Source organism: Streptomyces sp. NPDC043996, from assembly GCF_056435225.1.
Genome location: NZ_JBWKEY010000008.1, coordinates 308,425 through 333,594 on the forward strand (window position 1 = coordinate 308,425; position 25,170 = coordinate 333,594).

19 protein-coding genes are annotated in these 25,170 nt (G+C 73.0%); 7 read left to right on the forward strand and 12 right to left on the reverse strand.

Features of this window, described 5'->3' with window-relative positions:
* Nucleotides 1-19: 19 nt before the first annotated feature.
* From AC07A4_RS22605 to AC07A4_RS22620, 4 genes are all read right to left on the reverse strand, one after another.
* On the reverse strand, nt 20-1,039 hold the full coding sequence (locus tag AC07A4_RS22605) for an SMP-30/gluconolactonase/LRE family protein (protein WP_478601450.1): 1,020 nt from the start codon (nt 1,037-1,039) through the stop codon (nt 20-22).
* A 182-nt stretch (nt 1,040-1,221) separates the two neighbouring features.
* A complete protein-coding gene (locus tag AC07A4_RS22610) occupies nt 1,222-3,426 on the reverse strand; it encodes an MMPL family transporter (protein WP_478601452.1) in 2,205 nt (734 codons plus the stop codon).
* Nucleotides 3,426-4,238 (reverse strand): TetR/AcrR family transcriptional regulator, encoded by an 813-nt coding sequence (locus AC07A4_RS22615; protein ID WP_478601454.1) that lies wholly within the window; start codon nt 4,236-4,238, stop codon nt 3,426-3,428. The genes AC07A4_RS22610 and AC07A4_RS22615 overlap by 1 nt, the downstream gene beginning before the upstream one ends.
* Before the next feature lie 76 nt (nt 4,239-4,314).
* On the reverse strand, nt 4,315-5,058 hold the full coding sequence (locus AC07A4_RS22620) for a DUF4097 family beta strand repeat-containing protein (protein WP_478601456.1): 744 nt from the start codon (nt 5,056-5,058) through the stop codon (nt 4,315-4,317).
* 342 nt (nt 5,059-5,400) lie between these two features.
* Between AC07A4_RS22620 and AC07A4_RS22625 the strand changes: the two genes are divergently transcribed.
* The gene (locus tag AC07A4_RS22625) at nt 5,401-6,474 is read left to right on the forward strand and encodes an MsnO8 family LLM class oxidoreductase (RefSeq protein WP_478601458.1); all 1,074 of its coding nucleotides are present in this window, start codon (nt 5,401-5,403) and stop codon (nt 6,472-6,474) included.
* A gap of 74 nt (nt 6,475-6,548) precedes the next feature.
* A complete protein-coding gene (locus tag AC07A4_RS22630) occupies nt 6,549-8,936 on the forward strand; it encodes an ATP-binding cassette domain-containing protein (RefSeq protein WP_478601460.1) in 2,388 nt (795 codons plus the stop codon).
* 351 nt (nt 8,937-9,287) lie between these two features.
* Here AC07A4_RS22630 and AC07A4_RS22635 read toward each other — a convergent pair whose 3' ends face one another.
* Nucleotides 9,288-10,250 carry a LysR family transcriptional regulator gene (locus tag AC07A4_RS22635; protein WP_478601461.1) on the reverse strand — a complete coding sequence of 321 codons (963 nt, stop codon included), beginning with the start codon at nt 10,248-10,250 and terminating at the stop codon, nt 9,288-9,290.
* A 35-nt stretch (nt 10,251-10,285) separates the two neighbouring features.
* On the opposite strand from AC07A4_RS22635, the gene AC07A4_RS22640 reads away from it, so the two are divergent.
* Both AC07A4_RS22640 and AC07A4_RS22645 read left to right on the forward strand, forming a co-directional pair.
* Entirely contained in the window at nt 10,286-11,281 is a 996-nt protein-coding gene (locus AC07A4_RS22640) for a serine hydrolase (RefSeq protein ID WP_478601463.1), read from the forward strand.
* Between the two features lie 83 nt (nt 11,282-11,364).
* A complete protein-coding gene (locus AC07A4_RS22645; RefSeq protein WP_478601464.1) occupies nt 11,365-12,363 on the forward strand; it encodes an MBL fold metallo-hydrolase in 999 nt (332 codons plus the stop codon).
* Nucleotides 12,364-12,370: 7 nt separating this feature from the next.
* Here AC07A4_RS22645 and AC07A4_RS22650 read toward each other — a convergent pair whose 3' ends face one another.
* Genes AC07A4_RS22650 through AC07A4_RS22660 form a run of 3 tightly spaced genes read right to left on the reverse strand, consistent with a single transcriptional unit; the run spans nt 12,371 to nt 15,775 of the window.
* Nucleotides 12,371-13,117 carry a succinate dehydrogenase/fumarate reductase iron-sulfur subunit gene (locus tag AC07A4_RS22650; RefSeq protein ID WP_478601466.1) on the reverse strand — a complete coding sequence of 249 codons (747 nt, stop codon included), beginning with the start codon at nt 13,115-13,117 and terminating at the stop codon, nt 12,371-12,373.
* The gene (locus AC07A4_RS22655; RefSeq protein ID WP_478601703.1) at nt 13,114-15,063 is read right to left on the reverse strand and encodes a fumarate reductase/succinate dehydrogenase flavoprotein subunit; all 1,950 of its coding nucleotides are present in this window, start codon (nt 15,061-15,063) and stop codon (nt 13,114-13,116) included. The genes AC07A4_RS22650 and AC07A4_RS22655 overlap by 4 nt, the downstream gene beginning before the upstream one ends.
* A gap of 4 nt (nt 15,064-15,067) precedes the next feature.
* Nucleotides 15,068-15,775 carry a succinate dehydrogenase gene (locus AC07A4_RS22660; protein ID WP_478601468.1) on the reverse strand — a complete coding sequence of 236 codons (708 nt, stop codon included), beginning with the start codon at nt 15,773-15,775 and terminating at the stop codon, nt 15,068-15,070.
* Nucleotides 15,776-15,869: 94 nt separating this feature from the next.
* Here AC07A4_RS22660 and AC07A4_RS22665 point away from each other — a divergent pair, with 94 nt between their 5' ends.
* Nucleotides 15,870-16,745 (forward strand): LysR family transcriptional regulator, encoded by an 876-nt coding sequence (locus tag AC07A4_RS22665; RefSeq protein WP_478601470.1) that lies wholly within the window; start codon nt 15,870-15,872, stop codon nt 16,743-16,745.
* Nucleotides 16,746-17,000: 255 nt separating this feature from the next.
* Complete coding sequence (locus AC07A4_RS22670; RefSeq protein ID WP_478601472.1) at nt 17,001-19,823, forward strand: hypothetical protein; 2,823 nt, start codon at nt 17,001-17,003, stop codon at nt 19,821-19,823.
* A 208-nt stretch (nt 19,824-20,031) separates the two neighbouring features.
* Here the strand turns inward: AC07A4_RS22670 and AC07A4_RS22675 are convergent, their stop codons facing one another.
* The 4 genes from AC07A4_RS22675 to AC07A4_RS22690 all read right to left on the reverse strand — a co-directional run bounded on the left by AC07A4_RS22675 (nt 20,032) and on the right by AC07A4_RS22690 (nt 24,822).
* Nucleotides 20,032-22,167, reverse strand: a complete 2,136-nt coding sequence (locus AC07A4_RS22675) for a putative bifunctional diguanylate cyclase/phosphodiesterase (RefSeq protein WP_478601474.1) — start codon at nt 22,165-22,167, stop codon at nt 20,032-20,034.
* On the reverse strand, nt 22,164-22,976 hold the full coding sequence (locus AC07A4_RS22680; RefSeq protein ID WP_478601476.1) for an SAM-dependent methyltransferase: 813 nt from the start codon (nt 22,974-22,976) through the stop codon (nt 22,164-22,166). Before AC07A4_RS22680 ends, AC07A4_RS22675 begins: the two co-directional genes overlap by 4 nt.
* 240 nt (nt 22,977-23,216) lie before the next feature.
* Nucleotides 23,217-24,203 (reverse strand): SCO0930 family lipoprotein, encoded by a 987-nt coding sequence (locus AC07A4_RS22685; RefSeq protein ID WP_478601478.1) that lies wholly within the window; start codon nt 24,201-24,203, stop codon nt 23,217-23,219.
* Nucleotides 24,204-24,642: 439 nt separating this feature from the next.
* Nucleotides 24,643-24,822, reverse strand: a complete 180-nt coding sequence (locus AC07A4_RS22690) for a hypothetical protein (protein ID WP_478601480.1) — start codon at nt 24,820-24,822, stop codon at nt 24,643-24,645.
* 211 nt (nt 24,823-25,033) lie between these two features.
* On the opposite strand from AC07A4_RS22690, the gene AC07A4_RS22695 reads away from it, so the two are divergent.
* Nucleotides 25,034-25,162, forward strand: a complete 129-nt coding sequence (locus AC07A4_RS22695; protein WP_478601482.1) for a hypothetical protein — start codon at nt 25,034-25,036, stop codon at nt 25,160-25,162.
* Nucleotides 25,163-25,170 lie beyond the last annotated feature (8 nt).

A 25,170-nucleotide genomic window follows, 5' to 3' on the forward strand; every position in this document is an offset into this window, starting at 1 on the left:
GCTCAGCGCCCCCGGGCGGTCACTGACGGGCTTCGGCCGCCTCCGCGTGCATCTGCCAGCGGATCTTGGCGACCGCCGTCGCGTTGTCCGCCGCCCCCGCGGCCCCCGCCGCCCGGAAGCCGGGCCCGCCGAAGCGGGGCGCTCCGGTGACCGCCACGATCAGCGAGTACAGGCTGGAGGCCGAGGACACGAAGAGCCGGTTGTTGCGCGGGCCGCCGAAGGAGAAGTTGGAGACCGGGGTGGGGAAGAGGATGCGGCCGATCAGTGTGCTGTCGGGGTCGTAGCAGCGCAGCCCGTCGCGGCCCGCGGCCACCCACAGGCGCCCCTCGTCGTCGAACTTGAGGCCGTCGAACTGGGCCTCGGACAGCGGCTCTTCGGTGAAGACCTTGCCGTCGGAGAGCCGTCCGTCGTCGCACACGTCGAAGGCGCGGATCTGGCCGAGCAGGGTGTCGGAGACGAAGAGCCGCTCCTCGTCCGGCGAGAAGGCGAGGCCGTTGGGGGTGCCGAAGCCCTCGGCCACGACCCGGACGTCACCGGTGTCGGGGTCGACCCGGTAGACGTTGCTCGCGCCGATCTCGCTCGGGCCGCGCTCGCCCTCGTAGTCACTGATGAGACCGAAGATCGGGTCCGTGAACCAGAGCGTTCCGTCGGACTTGGCGACGAGGTCGTTCGGCCCGTTGAAGCGGTCGCCCTCGAAGCGGTCGGCGATGACGGTGATCGAACCGTCGTGCTCCGTACGGGTGATGCGGCGCCTGCCCTGCTCGCAGGTGATCAACCGGCCCTCGCGGTCGAGGGTGTTGCCGTTGCCGTACCCGGCGGAGGCGCGGAAGACGCCGACGGCGCCGGTGGCCTCGTCCCAGCGCATCAGGCGGTCGTTCGGGATGTCACTGAAGATGACCTGCCGCCAGGCGGGCAGATAGATCGGCCCCTCGGTCCAGCGGGAGCCGTCGAAGAGCAGCTCCAGCCTCTTGTCCCCGTTCGCCGGGATAAGGAACCGGTCGTCGAGGACTTCGTAAATGGAACGCGCGGTGGTGGACACACTCTTCCCCGTTCATGGGTCGCGCCTGTGGAATTCACACGTGAGGAATTCCTACCGGCACCACATCATGCTCACAAGAGACCCTGGGAAACCTACACAACCGAAATCGAAGGCCGCATTTTGCGATCGGGGTCCACCATTCCCTTCAGGACGGGGAATGGTGGACCCTGGTGCCGCCGTGTTCAGCGTACCGATTCCACGAGTTCGCGTTCGTCGTGCCGCTGCGGCGGGTCCAGTTTGGCGCCCTCGACGTCGAGGTCGGGGAGCAGCCGGTCGAGCCACCTCGGCAGCCACCAGGCCCGCGCCCCCACCAGTGCGAGCAGCGCCGGGACCAGCGTCATCCTGGTCAGGAAGGCGTCGACGACGATGCCCACGGCGAGGCCGAGCGCGATCGGCTTCAGGGTGAGGTCCTCGGCGGTCACGAAGCTGGCGAACACCGAGAACATGATCAGCGCGGCGGCGGTGACGACCCGGGACGCGTACCGCGAACCGGCGATCACCGATTCCTGGTGTTTGCCGGTGTGCACGAATTCCTCGCGCATGCGCGACACCAGGAAGACCTCGTAGTCCATGGCGAGGCCGAACAGGACCGCGATCAGGACGATCGGCATGAAGCTGAATACGGGACCGGTGGTCGGAACTCCGAACTGGTCGGCGAGCCAGCCCCATTGGAAAACGGCGACGATCGCGCCGAATGCCGCTCCGACGGAGAGCAGGAACCCGAAGGCGGCCTTGAGCGGAACGATGAGGGAGCGGAAGACGAGGAGCAGCAGGAGCAGGGCGAGGCCGACCACGGTCGCCACGAACGGCAGGAGCGAGTCGCGGAGCCGGTCGGAGACGTCGATCGCCGCCGCCGTCGAGCCGGTGACGAACACGTCCGCGTCCGCCTTGGCGGCGAGACCGGGGGTGACGGCGCGGATGTCGCGGACGAGGCCGACCGTCGCCTCGTCGCGGGGTCCTGCCTTGGGGACGACGGTCACGATGGCGGCTCGGCCGTCCGTGCCGACCTGCGGGGGGCTGATGGACACGACGTCGGGCAGGCGCAGCCGTTCGATCCCGGCGGCGACCTCGGTGGCGGCGGTCTTCGGGTCGGTGTCGTCCGTGCGGACGAGGACGAGCAGCCGTCCGTTGCGGCCGGGGCCGAAGGCGTCCGAGATCAGGTCGTAGGCCTTGCGCTGCGTCGTCTCCGGCGCCGCGGTGCCGTTGTCGGGCATGGCCAGGGACAGCTGGGCGGCCGGGACCGCCATCACGCCGAGGCCGATGACGACCGCGATCACGGTGAGGAGGGGGCGCCGGGTGACCCAGCGGGCCCAGCGCTCGCCGCCGTACCCGCGGCCGGTGCCGGCCATGCCGCGCTCGCGCCGCTCGGCGCGGGAGCCCGGCTTGGGCCGCAGCCTGGCTCCGGCGAGGCCGAGCAGCGCGGGCAGCAGGGTGATGGCGACGAGCACCGCGAGCAGGACGGTGCCCGCTGCGGCCAGGCCCATGACGCTCAGGAACGGGATGCCGACGACGGTCAGACCGCAGAGCGCGATGATCACGGTCAGGCCCGCGAAGACGACGGCGCTGCCCGCCGTGGCGGTGGCCCGGGCCGCGGACTCCTCGGGGTCCATCCCCGAGGCCAGTTGGGTGCGGTGCCGGGACAGGATGAGCAGGGCGTAGTCGATGCCCACGGCGAGGCCGACCATCAGGGCGAGGCTCGGCGCGGTGGACGACACCGTGGCGATGTTGGACACCAGGAAAAGACCGAGCAGCCCGACGACGAGGCCGATCAGCGCGGTCAGCAGGGTGAGTCCGGCCGCGAGCAGCGAGCCGAAGGTGACGACGAGCACGACGACGGCGACCGCGAGGCCGATCACCTCGCCGATGCCGACCTCCAGGCCCGCCGAGCTGTAGATCGTGCCGCCGACCTCGACCTCCAGGCCGCTCTCGCGCGCCTCGAAGGCGATGTCCTCAAGCGCCGTGACGCTGGAGTCGTTCAGCGCGTCGCGTTTGATCGGATAGAGGACCTGGGCGAGGGCGGTCCGCTTGTCGGCGGAGACATTGCTCGCGACGAAGGGGTCGACCGCCTTCTCGACCTGCGGGGCCTTCCCCGCGGCCGCGACGGTCTTCTTGATGACGGCGCGGTAGGCGGGGTCGTCGACCTTCTTGCCCTCGGGTGCGGCGAAGACGAGTTGCGCCGTGACGCCGGTGGACGACGGCAGCGACTTCTCCAGGACGTCGATGCCCTGCTGGGACTGGGAGCCGGGAATCGTCGCCTCGCTGTCGAGGTGCGAGCCGTACGTCGCCATGCCGCCGCCGACGAGGGCGATCAGGAGCAGCCAGCCGAGGAGGAAGCGGCCGCGGTGGCGGAAGGCCGCACGGCCGAGGGAGTGCAGCAAGGTGGCCATCACTGGGTCCTTAAGTCATCGGTGGCGCGGGGGCCGAGCAGCAGGGTGAGGGCGGCGGACAGGGCTTGCTCCACAGTCTCGGCGTCGATCGCCTCGGGGTCGGCGATGCGCTCGTTGGACAGGCCGTTGCACAGGCAGTGCAGGATCAGCGCGGCCAGGTCGGGGCTGACCGCGGGGGCGGTCCCGGTGCGTGCGGCCACGTCGGCGATGGACCGGCTGGCCGCCGCGCGCTGGGCGCGGCGCAGCGGGGTGAGGATCTCGCGCGTCCGCTCGTCGCGGGCGGCGCGGGCGGCGAACTCCAGGCCGAGCTGGCCGCGTTCCGCGTCGTTGACGATCCGCCAGGCGACCGTGCGGGCGGCGGCGCCGACGGCGTCCTTGGGGTCGTCGGCGTCGCCGATCTCCGCCATCAGGAGGTTGAACTCGGTGTCGGCGCCCGCGCCGAGGATCGCGCCGAACAGCTCGGCCTTGCCCGCGAAGTTGGAGTAGACGGCGCCCTTGGTGAAACCGGCGGCGTTGGCGATGTCCTCCAGCCTGCTGTCGTCGTAGCCGCGTTCGGCGAACGACTTCGCGGCGGCGGCCAGGACCCGGCGCCGCACCTCGTCGCGCGGCACCCGCGGGATCGGCCCCTCGGAGCGCTCGGGGCGCTCGGAGGCGTCGCTGGAGAAGTCGGCGGTGGCGTCGGCGGAAGCGTCGGCGCGGGCGTCGGAGGGGGCGTCGGAGGGGGCGTCGGCGTCCGGTGGTGAGTACTTCGAGTATTCGATACCCGAAGTACCGTGATTCGGCGCCGGGTCACGCTGGGACGGAGAGTGCATCGTCGGTTCCTTGGTTGGTCGTTCCTCGGCTTGCCGTGAGGACAGGTCGCGTTGTCGTGAGGACAGGTCGCGCGGCCTAGTGCGCGGTGCGCAACGTGATCGAGCCGTTGTCGGTACGGGCCGAGATGGCGCGGCCGCTGTTCGCGTCCGTGGGCACATCGGTCTTCACGTCCCCGTTGTCCGTCTTGGTCGTGACCTTGTACCTGCCGTCGGGCACCTCGACCGTCACGCCGCCGTTCTCCGTCGTCACGCCGACCTCGTCGGGGGCGGAGGCGAAGGAGAGGTGCACCGTGCCGTTGTCGGAGTCGGCGTCGACCTGGTGCGAGGTGATGCCGGTGGCCCGCAGCTCCCCGCTGTCGCTGCTCAGGGTGAGGCCGCCGGAGGAGTCGGAGACGTCGACCGCGCCGTTGTCCGAGCTGATCCGCAGGGGCTTGTCGAACCCGGCGGCGGTGGTCTTGCCGTTGTCGCCCTCGACGGTCAGGCGCACGTTCTTCGGCACCCGCACCTCGTACCGCACGGAGCAGTTGCCGATGGCGAATCCGCACTCCGTGTGCAGGCTGAGCTTGTCCCCGCTGAGCTTCCACGAGGCCTTGGGCTCGTCTCCGAGGGCGGACCAGCCGGAGAACCAGCGCTTCACCTCCACCTCGTCGACGTCGGCGGGGCGGACGTCGAGGTCGCCTTCGCCCCGGGAGATGGTGAGCCGTTCGCCGTCCAAGGGGAACGCGCGCTTCTGTGGTCCGTCCTCGTCGACCGAGCCTCCGCACCCGGCGACGACGGTGGTGGACAGCAGGGCGAGACCGCCGCTGGCTAAGACGAGCATCCGAATCCTGTGCCTGGATCGTGCCACGAGCTGCCTCCGCGTCTGGGATGTGTGGTCCGTCAGGACTTACGACACTAGAAGGCGCCCGCTCCGGCAGCGACCGGGTCCACCCCCTGAATGATGGGGGGTTATCCCTACCCCCGCCTCGTTTCCCCGGCTCCCAGGGGCCTTTCGGGCACGAAGTGGGGGAAGAACGTGCAGCCCCTCTCCGGGCCCGCCCCCACCGGGCGGAGAGCGGAATCACTTTGCCTGCCCCGCGGACCTGGCGGATCATGGAAATCGTCCAGGAGACCAGCCTGGAACCGGCCGCGCGTTGGCCGTTTCCCCCCGTCAGGAGCGGCCGTGCGGGACGAACAGGAACATGACGCCCGATGGACACCGGGCCCGCGGGTGCGCGCGGCGCGGTTCTCCGTCCTCGACCGCTCGCGCGTCCGCGAGGGACACGAGGGCCCCGAGGCGCTGCGCGACACCGTCGCCTTCGCCCAGGACCTGGAGGCACTCGGCTACCACCGCCTGTGGGTGTCCGAGCACCACGGCGTGCCCGGAGTCGCCGGTTCCGCGCCGACGGTGCTCGCGGCGGCCGTCGCCGCGGCCACCTCCACGATCCGCGTCGGCACCGGCGGCGTGATGCTGCCGAACCATCAGCCGCTGGTGGTCGCCGAGCAGTTCGGGGTCCTTGAGGCGCTGTTCCCCGGCCGGATCGACATGGGGCTCGGCCGCTCGGTCGGGTTCACCGACGGCGTCCGCAAGGCGCTCGGCCGCGACAAGCACGCCGCCGAGGACTTCGCGGCCCAGCTCACCGAGTTGCTCGACTGGTTCCGCGGGGCGTCGGACACCGGCGTGCGCGCCTACCCCGCCGACGGCACACGGGTCCCGGCGTATGTCCTGGCCACCGGCGAGGGCGCCGCCATCGCCGCGGCCGCGGGCCTGCCGCTGGTCATCGGCGATCTGCGGGGCCGCGACAAGATGCTCCGCGCGATCGACGGCTACCGCGCGGCCTTCACGCCCTCACCGTGGGCGCCGGAGCCCTATGTGATCGTCTCGGGCTCGGTCGCCGTCGCCGACACCGAGGCGGCCGCCCGCCGTCTGCTCGTACCGGAGGCCTGGTCGCTCGCGTACTCCCGCACGCACGGCACGTTCCCCCCGCTGCCGCCCGCCGAGCGCGTCGAGGCGCTCGCGGCGGCGGGCGGCATGACCGCCAAGGAGCGCGAGCTGTACGAGTCCGGGCTGCGGGGCCATGTCCACGGCACCGAGGAGCAGGTCGCCGACGCCTTGGAGGCGCTGCTCAAGGACAGCGAGGCCCAGGAGGTCCTGGTGACCACGAGCACCTACGACCGCACCGGCCTGCTCGACTCCTACCGGCGCCTGGCGCGCGTGGCGGGCCTCGCCGGGGCCCCGGGAGCCGCCCGCGCGTGACCGCCCGAGGTGCGGGCGGGGCTCCGGCCTAGAATCGTGGGGTTTGCCCCATCGCCGCGTTCGGAGCCCGCCCCATGCCAAGCCCCCGCGCCCACGACCCCGCGCAGGACCGCGCCGACGGCCACGCCCACGATCCGTTCGTCCGCGTCCGGGGCGCCCGCGAGCACAATCTGCGCGGGGTCGACGTGGACGTCCCGCGCGACGTGCTCGCCGTGTTCACGGGCGTCTCCGGGTCGGGGAAGTCCTCGCTGGCGTTCGGGACGATCTACGCGGAGGCCCAGCGGCGCTACTTCGAGTCGGTCGCGCCGTACGCGCGCCGTCTCATCCACCAGGTCGGGGCGCCCCAGGTCGGCGAGATCACGGGCCTGCCGCCCGCCGTCTCGCTCCAGCAGCGCAGGGCCGCGCCCACCTCCCGCTCCTCGGTGGGCACCGTCACCACGCTGTCCAACTCACTGCGGATGCTGTTCTCGCGCGCCGGTGCTTACCCGGCGGGCGCCGAGCGCCTCGATTCCGACGCGTTCTCGCCGAACACGGCCGCCGGGGCGTGCCCCGCGTGCCACGGCCTCGGCCGGGTGCACCGCACCACGGAGGAGCTCCTGGTCCCCGACCCGTCCCTGTCGATCCGCGAGGGCGCCATCGCGGCCTGGCCCGGCGCCTGGCAGGGCAAGAACCTCCGCGACGTCCTCGACACCCTCGGCCACGACGTGGACCGCCCCTGGCGGGAGCTGCCGCAAGGCGAGCGCGACTGGATCCTGTTCACCGACGAGCAGCCGGTGGTGACGGTCCACCCCGTGCGCGAGGCGGGCCGCATCCAACGCCCCTACCAGGGCACGTACATGAGCGCCCGGCGCTACGTCATGAAGACGTTCTCCGACTCCAAGAGCCCCACCCTGCGCGCCAAGGCCGAGCGCTTCCTGGCGAGCGAGCCGTGCCCGGCGTGCGGCGGCAGCAGGCTGCGCCCCGAGGCGCTCGCGGTGACGTTCGCGGGCCGCACGATCGCGGAGCTCTCCGCGCTGCCGCTGAGCGGCCTCGCCGCGTGCCTGCGGGAGACGGGTGGCTCGGAGACGGCCCGCGTCCTCACCGCCGACCTCCTGTCCCGCATCGACACCATCACCGAGCTGGGCCTCGGCTACCTCTCCCCCGACCGCGCGACGCCGACGCTGTCCCCCGGCGAACTCCAGCGCCTCCGCCTCGCCACGCAGCTGCGCTCGGGGCTCTTCGGCGTCGTGTACGTCCTCGACGAGCCGTCGGCCGGGCTGCACCCGGCGGACACCGAGTCCCTCCTCGCGGTCCTGGACCGGCTCAAGGCGGCGGGCAACTCGGTGTTCGTCGTGGAGCACCACCTGGACGTGATGCGGCACGCGGACTGGCTGGTGGACGTGGGCCCGCGCGCGGGCGAGCACGGCGGCGAGATCCTGCACAGCGGGCCCGTCGCGGACCTGGCGCACGTCGCCGAGTCCGCGACCGCCCGCTATCTCTTCGGCCGCGCCCCGGCGCCGGTACGGGAGGTCCGTGCGCCGCGCGGCTGGCTGAAGGTGGGCCCGGTGACCCGGCACAACCTGCGGGACGTGACGGTGGAGTTCCCCCTCGGCGCGTTCACGGCGGTGACCGGCGTCTCCGGGTCCGGCAAGTCCACGCTGCTCGGCGAGCTCACCGAGGACGTCGAGGGCGTCGGCCGCCTGGTCCGCGTCGACCAGAAGCCCATCGGCCGCACCCCGCGCTCCAACCTGGCCACCTACACCGGCCTCTTCGACGTCGTGCGCAAGGTCTTCGCGGCCACCGACGAGGCGCGCGAGCGCGGGTACGGCGTCGGGCGGTTCTCCTTCAACGTGGCGGGCGGCCGGTGCGAGACCTGCCAGGGCGAGGGCTTCGTGAGCGTGGAGCTGCTGTTCCTGCCCAGTACGTACGCCCCCTGCCCCGACTGCGGGGGCGCCCGCTACAACCCGGAGACCCTCCAGGTCACCCATCACGGCCGCAGCATCGCCGAGGTCCTCGACCTCACCGTCGAGGCCGCCGCCGCCTTCTTCGCCGACGTTCCCGCCGTCCAGCGCAGCCTGGGCACCCTCATCGACGTCGGCCTCGGCTATCTGCGCCTCGGCCAGCCCGCCACGGAGCTCTCCGGCGGCGAGGCGCAGCGCATCAAGCTCGCCGGTGAGCTGCAGCGGGTGCGGCGCGGGCACACCCTCTACCTCCTGGACGAGCCCACGACCGGCCTTCACCCCGCCGACGTGGAGCTCCTCGTGGGGCGGCTGCACGAGCTCGTCGACGCGGGGCACTCCGTGGTGGTGGCCGAGCACGACATGGCCGTGGTGGCCGGGGCGGACTGGGTGGTGGACCTGGGGCCCGGGGGCGGCGTCGGCGGCGGCCGCGTGGTGGCCGCGGGCCCCGTGGCGGACGTGGCCCGCGCCCCCGGCAGCCGCACGGCCCCCTACCTGGCGGCGGCCCTGCCTCCCTCCGTGTAGCGGCTGCCCGCCGTCGTCCGCCCGCCCCCGCCGCTATCGCGGCGGGATCTCCTCCCACCCACCCACCCGTGCCTGCCCAGCGACACGGGCGTCCCCCGACCTAGCGGCTCGCGGGTGGTCTTCTGTCTGCGGGTGGGGAGTTGGGGAGTATTGAGCCCGTCCGGCGATTGAGGACAAGCGCGAAGCGCGAAGACGGGCAAGCGGACGGGGAGCGAGAAAGCGACACAGGCATCCCCCGACCCAACGGCCCGCAGGCGGCCTCCCGCCCGCACGTGAGGAACATTGAGCCCGTCCGGCGATTGAGGACGAGCGCGAAGCGCGATGAGGGGCGGGCGGGCGGGGGGAGAGAACTCACGACGGGTCGTAGACCACCGTCCAGGGGCGCGGGGCCGGGCCCGGGGCGGACGGGGGGCGCGAAGCCGCCGTGCCGTCGCTGGACAGCACCCGCGCCGCGAGCCCCGCGAAGCGCCCCGCCCCGGCGTGAGCCCCCTGCACAGGCCACGCCCCGGCGATCCGCTGCGCCAGGGGCCGCCCGGCGAGCGGTCGCCAGACGACCCGGGGCTCCTTGCGCGCGGCGGTGCCCCGTTCGAAGGCCACTCCCTGACCGGCCGCCACGAAGCCGAGCAGGAACTCGGGGTTCCGGGCGTGCCGGACGCGGCCGGGCACGAAGCCGCCCCCGCGGCAGACGTCGAGCGTGGTGTCGTACCAGCCCGGTGCGGCGTCCCGCGGGCACAGCACCAGGTCGTGCCCGGACAGGTCCGCGAGGGCGACCTCCGGCAGCCGGGCCAGCGGGGACGTGCGGGGCAGCACCACGCCCAGGTCGACGGCGACTTCGGGGCCGAGGACAAGGCCAGTGGCGTCGACCGGCAGATGGAGCAGGCCGACGTCGAGGCCGCCGGAGGCCAGGAGCCGGAGCTGTTCCTGCGTGGACACCTCCTGGAGGTCGACGCGCAGCCCGGGCGCCTCCTCGGCGCAGGCGGCGAGCAGCGCGTGCAGGACGGGCGCGGCGGTGTCCTCGGGCACACCGGCGCGCAGGGTGCCGACGTCGCCGTCGACGGCCCTGCGCACCAGGGACCTGAGCCGCTCCTCGCGGACGAGGAGTTCCCGGGCCTCGTCGTACAGGACCGCTCCCGCCGAGGTGAGCCGGACCTGCCGTGCCCCGCGGTCGAAGAGTTCGGCGCCGAGCTCCTTCTCCAGGCGCCGCACCGCCTGGCTGAGCGGCGGCTGGGCCATGCCGAGCAGTTCGGCGGCGCGGCTGAAGTGCAGTTCCTCCGCGGTGACGACGAAGATACGCAGGTGCCGCAAGAGATCCACGTGACGAGCGTAGGCGAGAGGAAGTGAGGGGCGGGATGCGGGTCGAGGAACGGGACGCCGGAGAACGGGACGCCGGAGAACGAACCGGCGAGGAACAGAGCGTCGAGGAGCGCATACGGGAGGTCTTCGCCCGGGCGGGCGCGGAGGGCGCGCTGCACGCGCTGCGCGTCGGCACACCTGGAGGAGCCGCCCCGGCGGCCGACTCCCCCGAGGTCTGTGTCGCCGCCGACGCGCCCGTCGCCATCTCCTCCGTCTTCAAGGTGCTCCTCGTCCTGGAGTTCGCCCGCCAGGCCGCCGCGGGGCAGCTCGATCCGCGCGAGCGGGTCCTGGTGACGGACGCGCACCGGCTCGGTGGCTGGGGCACCGCCGGGTGCCTGGACGACGTGGAGATCTCGCTGCGCGACCTCGCGTACTTCGCGCTGACGGTGAGCGACAACTCCGCCGCCGACGTGCTGCTTTCCCGGGTGGGGCTCGACACGGTGGGGCTGCTCGCCCGCGAGCTCGGCCTGGCGCGGACCCGGATCGTGGGCGGGCCGCGGGAGGCGCTCGCCTCGATGCTCACCGACGTCGGGGCCCGCACCGAGGCCGAGTTCGCGGCGCTCTACCGCGCGCTGCCCGACGACCGGAAGCGGCGCCTCGGCGTCCTGGACCCGCGGCGCGCGAACGCCAGCACGCCGCGCGAGGTCACCCGCCTGCTCGACCTGATCTGGCGGGACGCGGCGGGGCCGCCCGAGGCCTGCGCGTGGGTACGGGAGCTGATGGGGCGCCAGGTGTTCCGGCACCGGCTCACTTCCGGGTTCCCCGACGGCGTACGGATCGCGGCGAAGACCGGGACGCTGCCGGGGCTGCACATCGAGGCGGGTGTGGTGCGCTGGCCGGAGGGCGACGCGTACGCGGTGGCGGTGTTCGCGCGGAGCCGCGCGATGGTCGCCGACCTCACCCGGGTGGACGCCGCGATCGGCACCGCCGCCAGGATCGCCGTCGACAGCCTGCGTTCCGGGGCCGCTGGCGCTCCGGAGAACCCGTCCTGACCTGGGGTTATAGCCGATCGCATATGGCTCGCGCCGACGTTTGATCTTGGACGTCGGACCGGGGCGCCTGATCTGCTGCCGCCATGAACTCCGACGTACGCCATCAAAGCCCCGCCCGCCGCACCGTGCTGCGCGGTGCCGCCGTCGGCGCGGCCGTCCCCCTGCTCCCGGCCGCCGCGGCGGCGGACGAGCCCGGACCGGCGGCACCCGCGCGCCGCCGGTCCTCCGACTCCGTCTCGTACCGCTGGCTCGGCACCGCGGGCTGGCGGATCGACCTGCGGCGGGAGCCGAAACCGGCGACCGTGCTCGTCGACCCGTATCTGACCCGCTTCGACACCGGCCTGTTCTCCGGCGCCTTCGACCCCGGCACCCGGCTGCGGACCGACAAGGCGCTTGTGCGGCGGCACGCGGGCACGCCCGAGGTCATCTGCGTCACGCACACGCACTGGGACCACCTGAGCGACGTGCCCTACCTGGCCCGTTCGACGGGAGCCCGGGTCATCGGCACCGAGTCGACGTACCACGTGCTGCGCTCCTTCGGCGTGGACGCGGGGCAGCTCTCGGTGGTGAAGGGCGGCGAGGTGCTCGACTTCGACGGGTACGTCATCGAGGTGGCGAGCTCCCGGCACAGCCGGGGCGGCTCGTACTCCTACTTCGCGCCGGGCACGCTCAACGCCCCGCCCGCGTCCGCACCCCGCACGATCTCCGACCTGCCCGAGGGCGACACGCTGGCCTTCAAGGTGACGCCGGACGGCGCGCCGTCGGCGCTCTTCATGGGGGCGAGCGACTTCGACGAGCGCTCCTTCGCCGGGCTGCGGCCTGACATCGCGATGGTCGCGGTGGCGTCGAGCAAGTCGACGTACCGCTACGTGCCGCGCCTGCTCGAGACCCTCGGTCACCCCGGGGTGCTCGTGCCGGTGCACTGGGACGACTTCGAGCGGCCGCTGAGCCAGCCGCCCCGCAAGGACGGCGCGGGCCTGGACGACTTCCTCGCCCAGGCCCGCGCGGTCAGCCCCGGCTCCCGGATCGTGGTGCCGGACTACGAGACGGTGTACGGGGCGGATCTGCGGCCCCGGCGCTAGCGCCCGCTCAGCGCCGCGCCTTGCGCGTGGCGCGCAGCCACTCCTTGTTCATCGCCGCGATCGACGGCAGCGGGATGCCCTTGGGGCAGGCGGTGGCGCACTCGCCGGTGAGGGTGCAGCCGCCGAAGCCCTCCGCGTCCATCTGCGCGACCATGTCCAGGACCCGGGTCTCGCGCTCGGGCGCGCCCTGCGGAAGGACGTTCAGATGGTTGACCTTGGCCGAGGTGAACAGCATCGCCGAGCCGTTGGGGCAGGCCGCGACGCAGGCGCCGCAGCCGATGCACTCGGCGTGCTCGAAGGCGGAGTCCGCGTCCGGCTTCGGCACGGGTGTCGCGTGGGCCTCGGGGGCGGACCCGGTGGGGGCGCTGATGTAGCCGCCCGCCTGGATGACGCGGTCGAAGGCGGAGCGGTCGACGACCAGGTCCTTGATGACCGGGAAGGCGGCCGCCCGCCACGGCTCGACGTCGATGGTGTCGCCGTCCGCGAAGGACCGCATGTGCAGCTGGCAGGTGGTGGTGCGCTCGGGGCCGTGCGCGTCGCCGTTGATGACGAGCGAGCAGGCGCCGCAGATGCCCTCGCGGCAGTCGTGGTCGAAGGCGACGGGCTCCTCGCCCTTGACGATGAGCTCCTCGTTGAGGGTGTCCAGCATCTCCAGGAAGGACATGTCGGGCGAGATGGAGTCGACCTCGTAGGTGGACATGGCGCCTTGGGCGTCGCCGCTCTTCTGGCGCCAGACGCGCAGGGTGAGCTTCATGCGTAGCTCCGCTGAGTGGGGTGGACGTACTCGAAGACGAGGTCTTCCTTGTGCAGGACGGGGGCGGTGCCGGTGCCGGTGAACTCCCAGGCGGCCGCGTAGGCGAACTCCTCGTCGTGGCGTGCGGCCTCCCCGTCGGGGGTCTGGGACTCCTCGCGGAAGTGGCCGCCGCAGGACTCGGCGCGGTGCAGGGCGTCGAGGCACATCAGCTCGGCGAGCTCCAGGTAGTCGACGATGCGGTTGGCCTTCTCCAGGGACTGGTTGAACTCCTCGCCGGTGCCGGGCACCGTGATGCGCCGCCAGAACTCCTCACGGATTTGCGGGATGCGCTCCAGGGCCTTGCGGAGCCCCGCGTCCGTGCGGGCCATGCCGCAGAACTCCCACATCAGCTCGCCGAGTTCGCGGTGGAAGGAGTCGGGGGTGCGGTCGCCCCGGACGGCGAGCAGCCGCGCGAGCCGCTCCTCGGTCTCGGTGACCACCTCGCGCACCGCGGGGTGCTGGTCGGTGACCTCACCCTGGCGCGGGTTGCGCGCGAGGTAGTCGTTGATGGTGGACGGCAGGACGAAGTAGCCGTCGGCGAGGCCCTGCATCAGGGCGGAGGCGCCGAGCCGGTTCGCGCCGTGGTCGGAGAAGTTGGCCTCGCCGATGGCGAACAGGCCTGGCACGGTGGTCTGGAGGTCGTAGTCGACCCACAGGCCGCCCATCGTGTAGTGCACGGCGGGGTAGATCCGCATCGGCACCTCGTAGGGGTTCTCCGCGGTGATCCGCTCGTACATGTCGAAGAGGTTGCCGTACTTCTCCTCGACCTTGGCCCGGCCCATGCGCCGGATGGCGTCGGCGAAGTCCAGGTAGACGCCCTGGCCGCCGGGGCCGACGCCGCGGCCCTCGTCGCAGACGTTCTTGGCGGCGCGCGAGGCGATGTCGCGCGGGACGAGGTTGCCGAAGGAGGGGTAGATCCGCTCCAGGTAGTAGTCGCGCTCGTCCTCGGGGATCTCGTTCGCCGGGCGCGTGTCGCCGTGCGCCTTCGGCACCCAGATGCGGCCGTCGTTGCGCAGCGACTCGCTCATCAGCGTCAGCTTCGACTGGTGGTCGCCGGTGCGCGGGATGCACGTGGGATGGATCTGGGTGAAGCACGGGTTGGCGAAGTGGGCGCCGCGCCGGTGGGCCCGCCACACGGCGGTGGCGTTGGAGTTCATGGCGTTGGTCGACAGGTAGAAGACGTTGCCGTAGCCGCCGGAGGCGAGGACGACGGCGTCCGCGAAGTAGGTGTCGATCTTGCCGGTGACCAGGTCGCGGGCGACGATGCCGCGGGCGCGGCCGTCGACGACGATCAGGTCGAGCATCTCGGTGCGGGCGTGCATCTCCACGTTCCCGGCCGCGATCTGGCGGCTGAGCGCCTGGTACGCGCCGAGCAGCAGCTGCTGGCCCGTCTGGCCGCGGGCGTAGAAGGTGCGCGACACCTGCACGCCGCCGAAGGAGCGGGTGTCGAGCAGACCGCCGTACTCGCGGGCGAAGGGCACGCCCTGGGCGACGCACTGGTCGATGATCTCCACGGAGATCTGCGCGAGCCGGTGCACATTGGACTCACGGGCCCGGAAGTCGCCGCCCTTGACGGTGTCGTAGAACAGGCGGTGCACGGAGTCGCCGTCGTTGCGGTAGTTCTTGGCGGCGTTGATGCCGCCCTGGGCGGCGATCGAGTGGGCGCGGCGCGGCGAGTCCGAGAAGCAGAACTGCACGACGTGGTAGCCCTGCTCGGCGAGCGTGGCGCCCGCCGAGCCGCCCGCGAGTCCGGTGCCCACCACGATCACGGTGTGCTTGCGGCGGTTGGCGGGGTTGACCAGCTTGGCCTCGAAGCGGCGGGTGTCCCAGCGCTCGTTGATCGGGCCAGCGGGCGCCGTGGTGTCGGCGAGGGGCGCCCCGGTGACGTAGTCGGCGTAGGAATTCAACATGTCAGCTCACCACTCCGGTCATGACGCCGACGGGTACGGAGACGAAGCCCACCGTCAGCAGCAGCGCGAGGCCGTTCGCGAGGGTCTTCAGGACGCGGTCGCGCCGCGCGCTGCCCACGCCGAGGGTCTGGGCGGCGCTCCAGAACCCGTGCCGCACATGCAGGCCGACGGCGACCACGGCGACGATGTAGATGACGTTGCCGTACCAGGTGGAGAAGGTGTCGATGACGTTCTGGTACGGGTGCAGGTGCTCGTACTCGCCCGGGTGCACGGTGCCCGTCGTCAGGTCGAGGATGTGCCAGACGATGAACAGGGCGAGGATGACGCCGCCCCAGCGCATGGTGCGGGTGGCGTAGCTGGCACGCGGCTTCTTGTGCACGTACGCGGTGGGGCGCGCCTTGATGTCGCGCTTGCTCAGCTGGTACGCGGAGACGGCGTGCGCGACGACCGCGGCGACGAGCCCCACGCGGACGACCCACAGGGTCCACTCCCAGCGCATCACGGGCTCGCCGAGGGTGCGCAGCCAGTGCGCGTAGTGGTTGAAGTCGCCGGGGCCGAAGAAGATCTTGAGGTTTCCGACCATGTGGGCGACCAGGTAGAGCAGCATGATCAGGCCGCTCACCGCCATCACGGTCTTCTTGCCGACGGTGGAGTCCCACACCGTGCGGGGAAGTGACGGCCGTTTGTCCGTCCGCGTTGCCAGAGCCATGCCCCGCACGCTACGGCCGAAGGTCCCGATCAGTCCAAGAGATGGATTTGCTGATGTCCATAGGCCCTGGCTATCGATGGTCTATCGTGCGGGTATGCAGTTCCAGCAGTTGCTCTACTTCGTCGCCGTCGCCGAGACCCGCCACTTCACCCGGGCCGCCGAGCGGGTGCACGTCTCGCAGCCGTCCCTGTCGCAGCAGGTGCGCGCCCTGGAGAAGGAGCTGGGCGCCGAGCTGTTCAGCCGGGCCCGCGGCAACATCGCGCTCACCGACGCGGGCGAGGCGCTGCTTCCGCTGGCCCGCCGCATCCTCGCCGACGCCGACACCGCCCGCATCGAGGTGCAGGAGCTGGCGCAGCTGCGCCGGGGCCGGGTGCGGCTCGGCGCGACCCCGAGCGTCTGCACCGGACTGCTTCCGCAGGTCCTGCGGGACTTCCACGACCGGCACCCCGGCATCCAGCTCCTGATCGAGGAGGGCGGCAGCCACGACCTCGTCCGCCACCTCGCGCGCGGCGCCCTTGACCTGGCGCTCGTGGTGCTTCCGCTGCCGAGTCCTTCGCCCGCCCTGACCACGGTGGAGCTGCTCACCGAGGACCTGGTCGTGGTCTCGTCGCCCCACGCGCCCCGCCTGGGGGCGACGGCCCGCGTGGCCGACCTCCAGGGCGAGCGGCTCGTGATGTTCCGGCACGGCTACGACCTGCGGGAGCTCACGGTCGCGGCCTGCCGCGCCGAGGGCTTCGAGCCCGAGTTCGCCGTCGAGGGCGGCGAGATGGACGCGGTGCTCGGCTTCGTGCGCGCGGGCCTCGGCGTCGCCGTCGTCCCCCGCATGATCGCCGAACGCGCGGGCATCGGCCTGCGGATGACGCCACTGGCCCGGCCCCGGCTGCGCCGGACCATCGCGCTCGCGCACCGCAGCGACGTGGCGCCGCCGCGCGCGGCACGGGAGCTGCAGGGGATGCTGCTCGCGCGGTAGCCGACGGTCGGGCCGCGGCGCCGGGTGCGCGTGGTGCCGGTGCTCGTGGTGCCGGTGCTCGTGGTGGCGGATACGCCGGGCGCCGGAGGCGCGTGGTGCCCCCAAGGACGCGTGTGGCGCGGTGACGCGCGCCCCCGGCTCGCCTCCATGCGCCGGTGCGGCGGCGTCGGCGTAGCGGATTTCACGCCAGCCGAAGCCTCCCGTCAGCCGCGTGCCCGGCTCTACCCTGGCTCTCCGGTCGGGGAGGGGGCGCGGATGGGGGCTGCGCGGGGCGTGCGGCGCAGAGCCGTGGCGGCGGGCCGCGCGGCCGCCGTCGTGGTGCTGTGCACGCTGGCCGTGGGGTGCGCGGTGTGGGCGTCGGACGGGTGGGGGGACACCGCGCGCGGCATCATCGAGGAGCGCAAGGCCGAGGTGGACCGGGCGGCGGGCCAGCAGGTGTGGTGGAGCGACCCGAAGAAGGCGCAGTCCGGCCGGATCCCGGTGGGCTCCCTGGCACAGCGCCCCGGCCGGGGCAGCCGCGGCGAGATCGCGGTCCACCTGGAGCGCGCCGCCGCGCGCGACTGGCGGGCCGTGGCCCGCTACCGGCTGCGGCTGCGCGCGGACGACCCCCTCGTGACGTCCCTCAGGGCCAGCCCCGACCAGTTCGCCGAGGTCTCCAGCCAGCTGCCGGGCGGCTACGCCACCTCCGTCGCGGTGCACCGCGGCAAGGAGCGCCCCGGCTACCCCGACTGGTGCACGGTCAGCCAGCCCTCCGCGTCCGGCCAGGTGACGGTCACCGCCGAGCACCGCGTGACGGTGCGGGACCTGACGGCCGGCACTCCCCTCACGTACTCCATCGGCTCCTCCTTCACCGACGAGGTGAAGCGGCCGGTCCCCCGTCCGCTGCTGCCCGGCCGCTGGACGTGGAGCATGGAGGTGCCGCGCGGCTGGGGCCTGCTGGTCACCGGCAAACCGGCCCGGCAGACGGCCCGTACGGTCCGGTTCGCCCTCACCGACAAGGGCGAGGCCGCCGTGGTCACCGCCCGCCTGCTCACCTCCCGGCAGACGGACCGGCCCGCCACGGCCGCTCCCGCCGCCAAGGACCCGCCGGGCAGCAGCCCCGAGGCCCTCCTCTCGCTCGCCGCCCTGGCCGTCGTCGCCTGCGGCACCCTGGCGGGCTTCCGCACCGCGCCCACATCGCCCGCCACCACCCGGGCGGGGCCCTTCGTGCCGCTCGCCGCCGTGGGCCTCGCGGCCGCCGTGGCCGCCCTGCTGCTCGACTCGTACACGAAGAACTGGAAGGTGCTCTCCTGGCTGTGGGGCTCCCTCGCCTACGCCCTGGACGGCCTGGACACCGAGCCGCTGCCCATGGAGTCCCGCACCCAAGGGGCGCTGCTCGCCACCGTCCTGTTCGTGCTTCCGGTGCTCGCCGTGGTCGTCGTGCGCCGCCGCGCCGGGCGCCGCGCGTCGCCCGCCGAACTCGGCCTGCTCGCCTGGCCCGTCGTCGCCCTCGTGCTGCTCGCCTGGCTCACGGGCGGCTCCGCGTGGAACCGGGCCGTGCTCACCCTGCTCGCCGCCGCCACGCTCGCGGCCTGCGCCGGGTACGCCGCGCTGTGGCTCGCCCCGGCCGCCGCCAGGACCTGGCGGTGGCCGCTCACGCTGCTCGTCTGGACCGCCGTGGCGGCCGGCGTGGTGCTGCAAGTGCTGCCCTGGGAGCAGGAGTTCGACACGCCGTTCACCGGCCGGCGGCTGGTCACGGGGCAGAGCCTGGGCGCCTCGTGGCCGCTGCTCTTCGTCCTGCTCGTGCCCTGGGTCACCGCGCTGCTGCTCGTCGTGGTCCCGCTCCTGCCGCCCGCGGCCCGGCCCGGCGCCAAGGGGAGCGTCGCCCTCGCGGCCCTGCTCCTGCCCGTCCTGATCCCCTGGTGGACGATCCTCACCTCCACCGACCGCGCCCCGGTGAGCGATCTGCTCGCGCAACTCGCGGGCCAGTGGCCGGGCGACACCCTCATCTACGGCGTCCGCACCCTCGCCTCCGCGGTACAGGTGATGTGGTGCGCGGCCGTCGTCATGCTCCTCGCCCATCTGTACGACACCGGCCGGGAGCGGGGCCGCTGGGCACCGGGGGCCCGCCGCGACTGCCTCACGCTGCTCGTGCTCGCCGCGGCGTCGACCGTCATCGGCGCCCCGCACAGCTGGCTGCCGTACTGGACCACCGCCGCCGCGCTGCTCACCGCCTGGGCGGGGGCCCAGCTGCTGCTGCCCGCCACGCGCGCGGACCGCGCCGAGCGGCTGCACGCGCTGTCCGGGGCCGCCCACGCCCGGCTGCTCAACTCCCTGGCGCGGGCCCTGCTGTTCGCCGAGGGCCGCCACCGCTTCCTGACGTCGTCCCGGGGCACCCTCGCCGACACCTCGCTGCCCGCCAACAGCTGGGAGGAGAAGTGGCACAGCCTGCGCCAGCCGACCGCGGCGGACGCCGCCCACGAGACGGCCCGGCTCAAGGGCGTCGCCCTCGGCGGCTCCGCGGGCCGCACCGCCTGGGCGAACGGCGTCGCCGCGGCCGCGGCCACCGCGCTCCTGACGCTGCCGTGGACGGTGTGGACCGCGTGGCAGGCTGAGGGCTACAGCGGGGTGCCGGACGCGGTGACCGTCGCGGGCGCGCCGACCTGCGTCTGGCTCGCGCACGGTTTCACGTACGGCTATCTGTATCCCTGGCTGCGCGGCAACACGCCGGTGGCGAAGGCGGGTTGGCTGTGGGCGGTGATGTCGGCGGTGCAGCTGCTGCTCCTGGTGCCCCGGCTGCGCGTGCCGCAGGGCCCCACCGCCCTGTCGCTGTTCCTGCTCCTGGCCCAGAGCACGGTCCTGGCCCTCGGCCTCGCCCTGTACTGGGAGATGCGCCTGGTCCGCAGGGCCGACCTCCTGTGGGGCCACATCCGCAACTTCCGCCGCCTGTCCTCCCTGGCGACACCCCTGAGCGCGGTCCTGGTGGCAGCGGTAGCCGCGATCGCCACGGTCCTGGCCACCACCTGGGCCAACAACGTAACGGCCCCCGTGGAAACCCCCAGCCCCTCCCCCTCAGCGACATCAGCCCCAGCCCGATAGCCCACAAGCCCCTTCAAGCCCGTCCGGCGCTTGAGGACAAGCGCGCAGCGCGACAATCAAGCCCGTCCGGCGCCTGAGGACGAGCGCGCAGCGCGAAGATCAAGCCCGTCCGGCGTTTGAGGACGAGCCGCGAAGCGGCAACAATCCAAGCCGGTCCGGCGCCTGAGGACGAGGCCGCAAGGCCGAAGACACCGCAAAGGGCCAGCCCCTAGCGACGCGCGTCGGCGAGCGCCAGCTCATGCAACCGATCCGGCGGCCCAGGCCGCGCGTAATACCACCCCTGAGCCGTATCGCACCCGAGCTCCCGCAGCTGGTCGGCCTGCGCCCCGGTCTCCACGCCCTCCACGGTGACCGCCAGGTCCAGGCTGTGCGCGAGCGCCACGATGCCTTCGACGATCTTCAGGTCGACCGGGTCGACGGGGTAGTCCTGCATGCCCTGGGTGAAGGCGCGGTCCAGCTTCAGGACGCTGACCGGCAGCCGCCGCAGGTTCGCCAGGTTCGAGTACCCCGTGCCGAAGTCGTCGAGCGCGATGTCCACGCCCATCTCGGCGAGGTGCCGCAGCGGCTTGAGCAGGTCGTCGTCGGCGCCGATCAGCGCGGACTCGGTGACCTCCAGGCACAGCGCGCCGGGCGCGAGCCCCGCGTTCTCCAGGATCTCCACCGTGTCGGCGACCAGGCCGGGGTGGGTGAGCTGGCACGGCGAGAGGTTCACGTTCACCCGCAGCGGCCCGGCGTTCTCGTGCCGGGCCTCCCAGGTGCGGGCCTGGCGGACCGACTCCTCAAGGACCCAGCGGCCGAGCGGCACGATCAGACCGGTGTGCTCGGCGAGCGGAATGAAGCGGTCCGGACCGATCACGCCGTGCTGCGGGTGCAGCCACCGCACCAGCGCCTCCGCGCCGCGCACGCTGCCGTCACCGAGGTGCACGAGCGGCTGGTACTCGATGAAGAACTCACCGCGCTCCAGGGCCACGGGCAGCGCCGTGGTCAGGCCGTGCCGGGTGATCGCGCGGGCGTCGGCCTCGGGGTCGGCCAGCTCGTAGCGGTTGCCGCCCGCGTGCTTGGCGCGGTACATCGTGATGTCGGCGCTGCGCAGCACCTCGGCGGGGCCGCGCTCGGCGGCCGGGCCCTCGACGATGCCGATGGAGCCGCGCACGGTCAGCTCGCGGCCGTCGACGCCGATGGGGGTGGCGAGCGCGTTCATGATGCGCCCGGCCAGCTCGTCGACCTCCCGGGCGGTGTCGGGCCCGGTGGTCAGGGCCACGAACTCGTCCCCGCCGAGGCGCGCGACCATCTCGCCGGGCGCGGTCGCGCACGCCTGGAGGCGGTCGGCGACCTCGACGAGGAGCCGGTCGCCCGCCGCGTGCCCGAGGCTGTCGTTGATGGCCTTGAAGCCGTCCAGGTCCAGGTAGCACAGACCGAACCGGGCGCCCTCGCCCGCCGAGAGCGCCTTCTCCAGGCGTTCGAAGAACAGCGTCCGGTTGGGCAGTCCGGTGAGCGCGTCGTGGGTCGCCTCGTAGCGCAGGCGCAGGTTGAGCAGGCGGCGCTCGGTGGTGTCCTCGACGAGGGCCAGCTGGTACTGGGGCACGCCGTCGGCGTCCCGCAGCAGGGACACCGTCAGATTGGTCCACAGGACCGTGCCGTCGGGGCGGTAGAAGGCCTTCTCCACGCGGTAGTGCTCGCGGTCGCCGCGCACCAGCTCCTCGTAGAGCTTCCACACGTGCGGGGAGTCGTCGGGGTGGGTCCACTGGCCCACGTTGCGGCCGCGCAGCTGGTGCTCCAGGCCGCCGAACATGCGCACGAGGGCGTCGTTGACCTCCAGGACGGTGCCCTTCAGGTCGGCGATCCCGATGCCGACCGCGGCGCCGTGGAACACCGCGCGGAAGCGGGCCTCGCTCGCGTGCAGGGCCTCGGCGACGGTGCCGCGCGCCTCCAGGGCGGCCCGGGATATGGCCTCCTGCTCGGCCAGCGTCCGCTCCCGCAGGGCCCGCGCGAAGCCCGCGGCGACGGCGTGCTGGAGGCGGGCGCAGCGGGCCCGCGGCTCCTCGGGCTCCCCGGGCGTGCCGCAGTACAGGACGAGGTAGGCGTCGACGACGTCGAGGGTGCGGCTGAGCGCCTCGGGTTCGGTGCAGTGCGCGGCGACGAGGGCCGCTCCCACCGCCTCGCCGTCGGCGGCGCGGAAGGGGCGCTCCTGGAGCGCGTCGCGCAACCGCCGCGCGAGGGGCTGGAGTTCGGCCTCGAACTCGGGGCGGGTCAGCGAGGTCGCGGTCACCGGGAAGAGCGCGCGGCTCCAAATGGTGGCGAACCTGCGCAATCTGTCCTCCGGCCCGTCCGGCTCCGCGCTCAACGCTTGCGTCCCACGCCGGCGAAACCGGAGAAGGACCAGGGGTCCTCGTCCGCGAGCTCCGTGTCGGCCCGCCAGTGCGGCATCGGCACGAGGCCGGGTTCCACCATGTCGTATCCCTCGAAGAACCGCGCGATCTCAGCACGCGATCGCATGATCAATGGATTGCGGATGTCCTTGTACACGCCGACACCGCTGTCGGCCTGCTCCTGCGGAACCGGTGTCCCTTCGTACGAGGCGTGGGTCACGGCGAGCAGGCTGCCGGACGCCGTCGCGTCCCGCAGCTCGGAGACCACCGCGTAGGGATCGTACGCGTCCTCGACGAAGTGGAGTATGGCCACCAGCAAAAGGGCCACGGGCCTTTCGATGTCCAGCAGGCCCCTGACCTCGGAACTGCCCAGAATGTCGCGGGGTTTGCGAATGTCGGCGAAGACGGCGTCGGCCCGCGCGCAGTGGGCGACGGCCGCCCGGGCGTGCGCGACGGCGACCGGGTCGTGATCGGCGTACACGACGCGCGCCGTCGGGTCCGCGGCCAGGGCCACCTCGTGCGTCGCGCCGAAGGAGGGGATGCCGCAGCCGATGTCGAGGAACTGCGTGACGCCCTCGCCGACGGCGAAACGCACAGCTCGGCGCATGAAGGCACGATTCGCCTGCGCGATCTTCGGCAGCCCCGGCAGGAACTCCATGGCCCGGCGGGCCGCTTCCCGGTCCGCCTCGAAGTTGTGCGAGCCCCCCAGGTAGCGGTCGTTGATCCGGGCCACGCTCGGCATCGCGATGTCGATGCCGGGCGTGGCCCAGGCGGAACGCTCCATCAACACTCCAAGGCTTAGGCGTCGGGCTGCGGCGGGCCGGTGTTCGAGGGTGAGGCTACTGATCGTCAGCCAAGGGAGCGAGTAAACCGGAAATTGGCCGTCCGTTCTCGGTCACTGCCTCGGAGGCTGCCGTTGGCACATGCCGTACGCACCCGGAAAAACACCGAAGAACCGGCCCGATCCCTCCGTTTGGTAACGGAAGGACCGGGCCGGTTCGGCCGCGCCGCCGGGGCCTTGCCCCTACTGGGTGGCGCCCACCGCCTTGCCGCTCGGGGCGGCGGCGAACCACGTGCCGCCCACGCCCTGGCCGTTGGTGTCGCCGGGCTTCCTGTCCCCGGCGAAGGTGTACAGCGGCCAGCAGTCGATCGTCTGCTGCTTGCGCCCGTCGGGCCGGTCGAAGACGACGAACCCCTTCTTCAGGATGCCCTTGGTGTCGTTCTTGGCGACGGGCTCGACGACCGGCCACTTCTTCAGGCAGGCGCCGGTGCAGGCGGACTTCATGGGCCAGGCGGAGTCCTTGGTGAAGCGGTAGACGGTCATGCCGTTCCTGTCGACGACGATCTCGCCGAGCTTGGGGTCGTTGCGGGTGGAGAGACCGGCGAGGTCCGCGGGGCGCGCGGCGCCGTCGCCGGTGTCCGCGCCCGCGCCGCCGGGCTTGGCCTTCTTGCCGTCGGGCGCCGCGGCGAACCAGGTGCCGCCCACGCCCTGGCCCTTCGCGTCACCGGGCCTGGCGTCCTTGGCGTACCGGTACACCGGCCAGCCGTCGACGGTCAGCTGCTTGGTGCCGTCGGTCCTGGTGACCTCGCCGAGCAGGGACTTGTCGACGCCGGGGGCCGCGACCGCGCCCTTGGCGGCCACCACCGGCCAGGCCTGCTCACAGGCCCCGTCGCAGTTCGACTTCGGCGGCTGCGCGGTGTCCTTGTCGAAGCGGTACAGGGTGAAGCCCGCACTGTCGGTGAGGACCTTGCCGAGCTTCTTGCTGTCCCAGACCGCCAGCTGCCCGGCGGACTTCGCCTGCCCCGCGCCGCCCGCCTCACCGCCCTCGCCGGAGCCGTAGCCGTCGTCCGAGCCGTAGCCGTCGCCCGCGCCGTCCTTCTTGGCGGGGGCCTCGTTGCCCACGTTCTGGCCCTTGGGGGACTGCTCGCCCTTGTCCTGACCGCACGCCGTCGTCAGCGCAAGGAAGGCCGCAGCTGTCGCTACGAGCGAGGCGCTCCGCCAGGTCTTCATCTTTAACTCCCGCTGTCGCTTGGCTGGGGTGACGGCCACTCGCGTCACACATGGCCCTAGGTACGCGCGGGACGTGCCGCCGTGTTCAACCCGGCCTCAAGATTCTTTGCGCGCCCCGCGCGCCCCACTTCTTCGGCGGGCGCGCGGTTGACGGCGTGTGCGACCCGCGAGGGGGCGGTCGTTCGCACAGGGGGCGCGAACCCGCGTGCGGTTGATCCCACCTTCGATCTATTACGCGCCGGTACTGCCCGCGCGCGAGGGACATGTGCCTCATCATCTGCGTCGTGCCCGGATGCCCTAGGGGTGTACTCACGCCCGTCACACGCCTGTTCGCGCTGCTCACGCTGGCCCTGCTGGTGGCCGCCCCCGCGGGCTCGGCCGCCGTGCCCGCGGACGCCTGCGCGTTCGCGTCGACCGGCCCGGGCGGGACGGCGACGGCTCACGCGGGCGGCGGCGGATGCAAGCCACCGCCACCCACGAAGCCGCCGAAGCCCACGCCCACACCGCCCAAGCCGACGCCCTCACCGCCCAAGCCGACCCCCACACCGCCGAAGCCGACACCGCCGAAGCCGACACCACCGAAACCCACGCCACCCAAGCCGACGCCGCCGAAGCCCACGCCCACACCGCCCCGGCCCACGGCGACCAAGCCCACCCCACCGCCGAAGCCAGTCCCGCCCGCACCCCCGCCGCCCGCGCCCGCGCCACCGCCGTCGCGGGCCGCCCCCGCCCCGCCTCCCCCACCGCCCCCGCCGCCTCCGCCCGCGCCGAGGCCCGCACCGCCCAAGCCCAAGCCCTCGCCCCGGGAAGCGAAGCCCGCGCCCAAACCCGTGCACTACCCCGCGTACCGCGTCCCGACGCGCCGGCAGCAGCCGCGCGGCGGTCCTTCCCTCGTCTCCCTGACCCTGCTCATCACCGCGCCCGCGGTATTCGCCGTCGCCGCGCTGCGGCCGCGCTGACCGCCGGA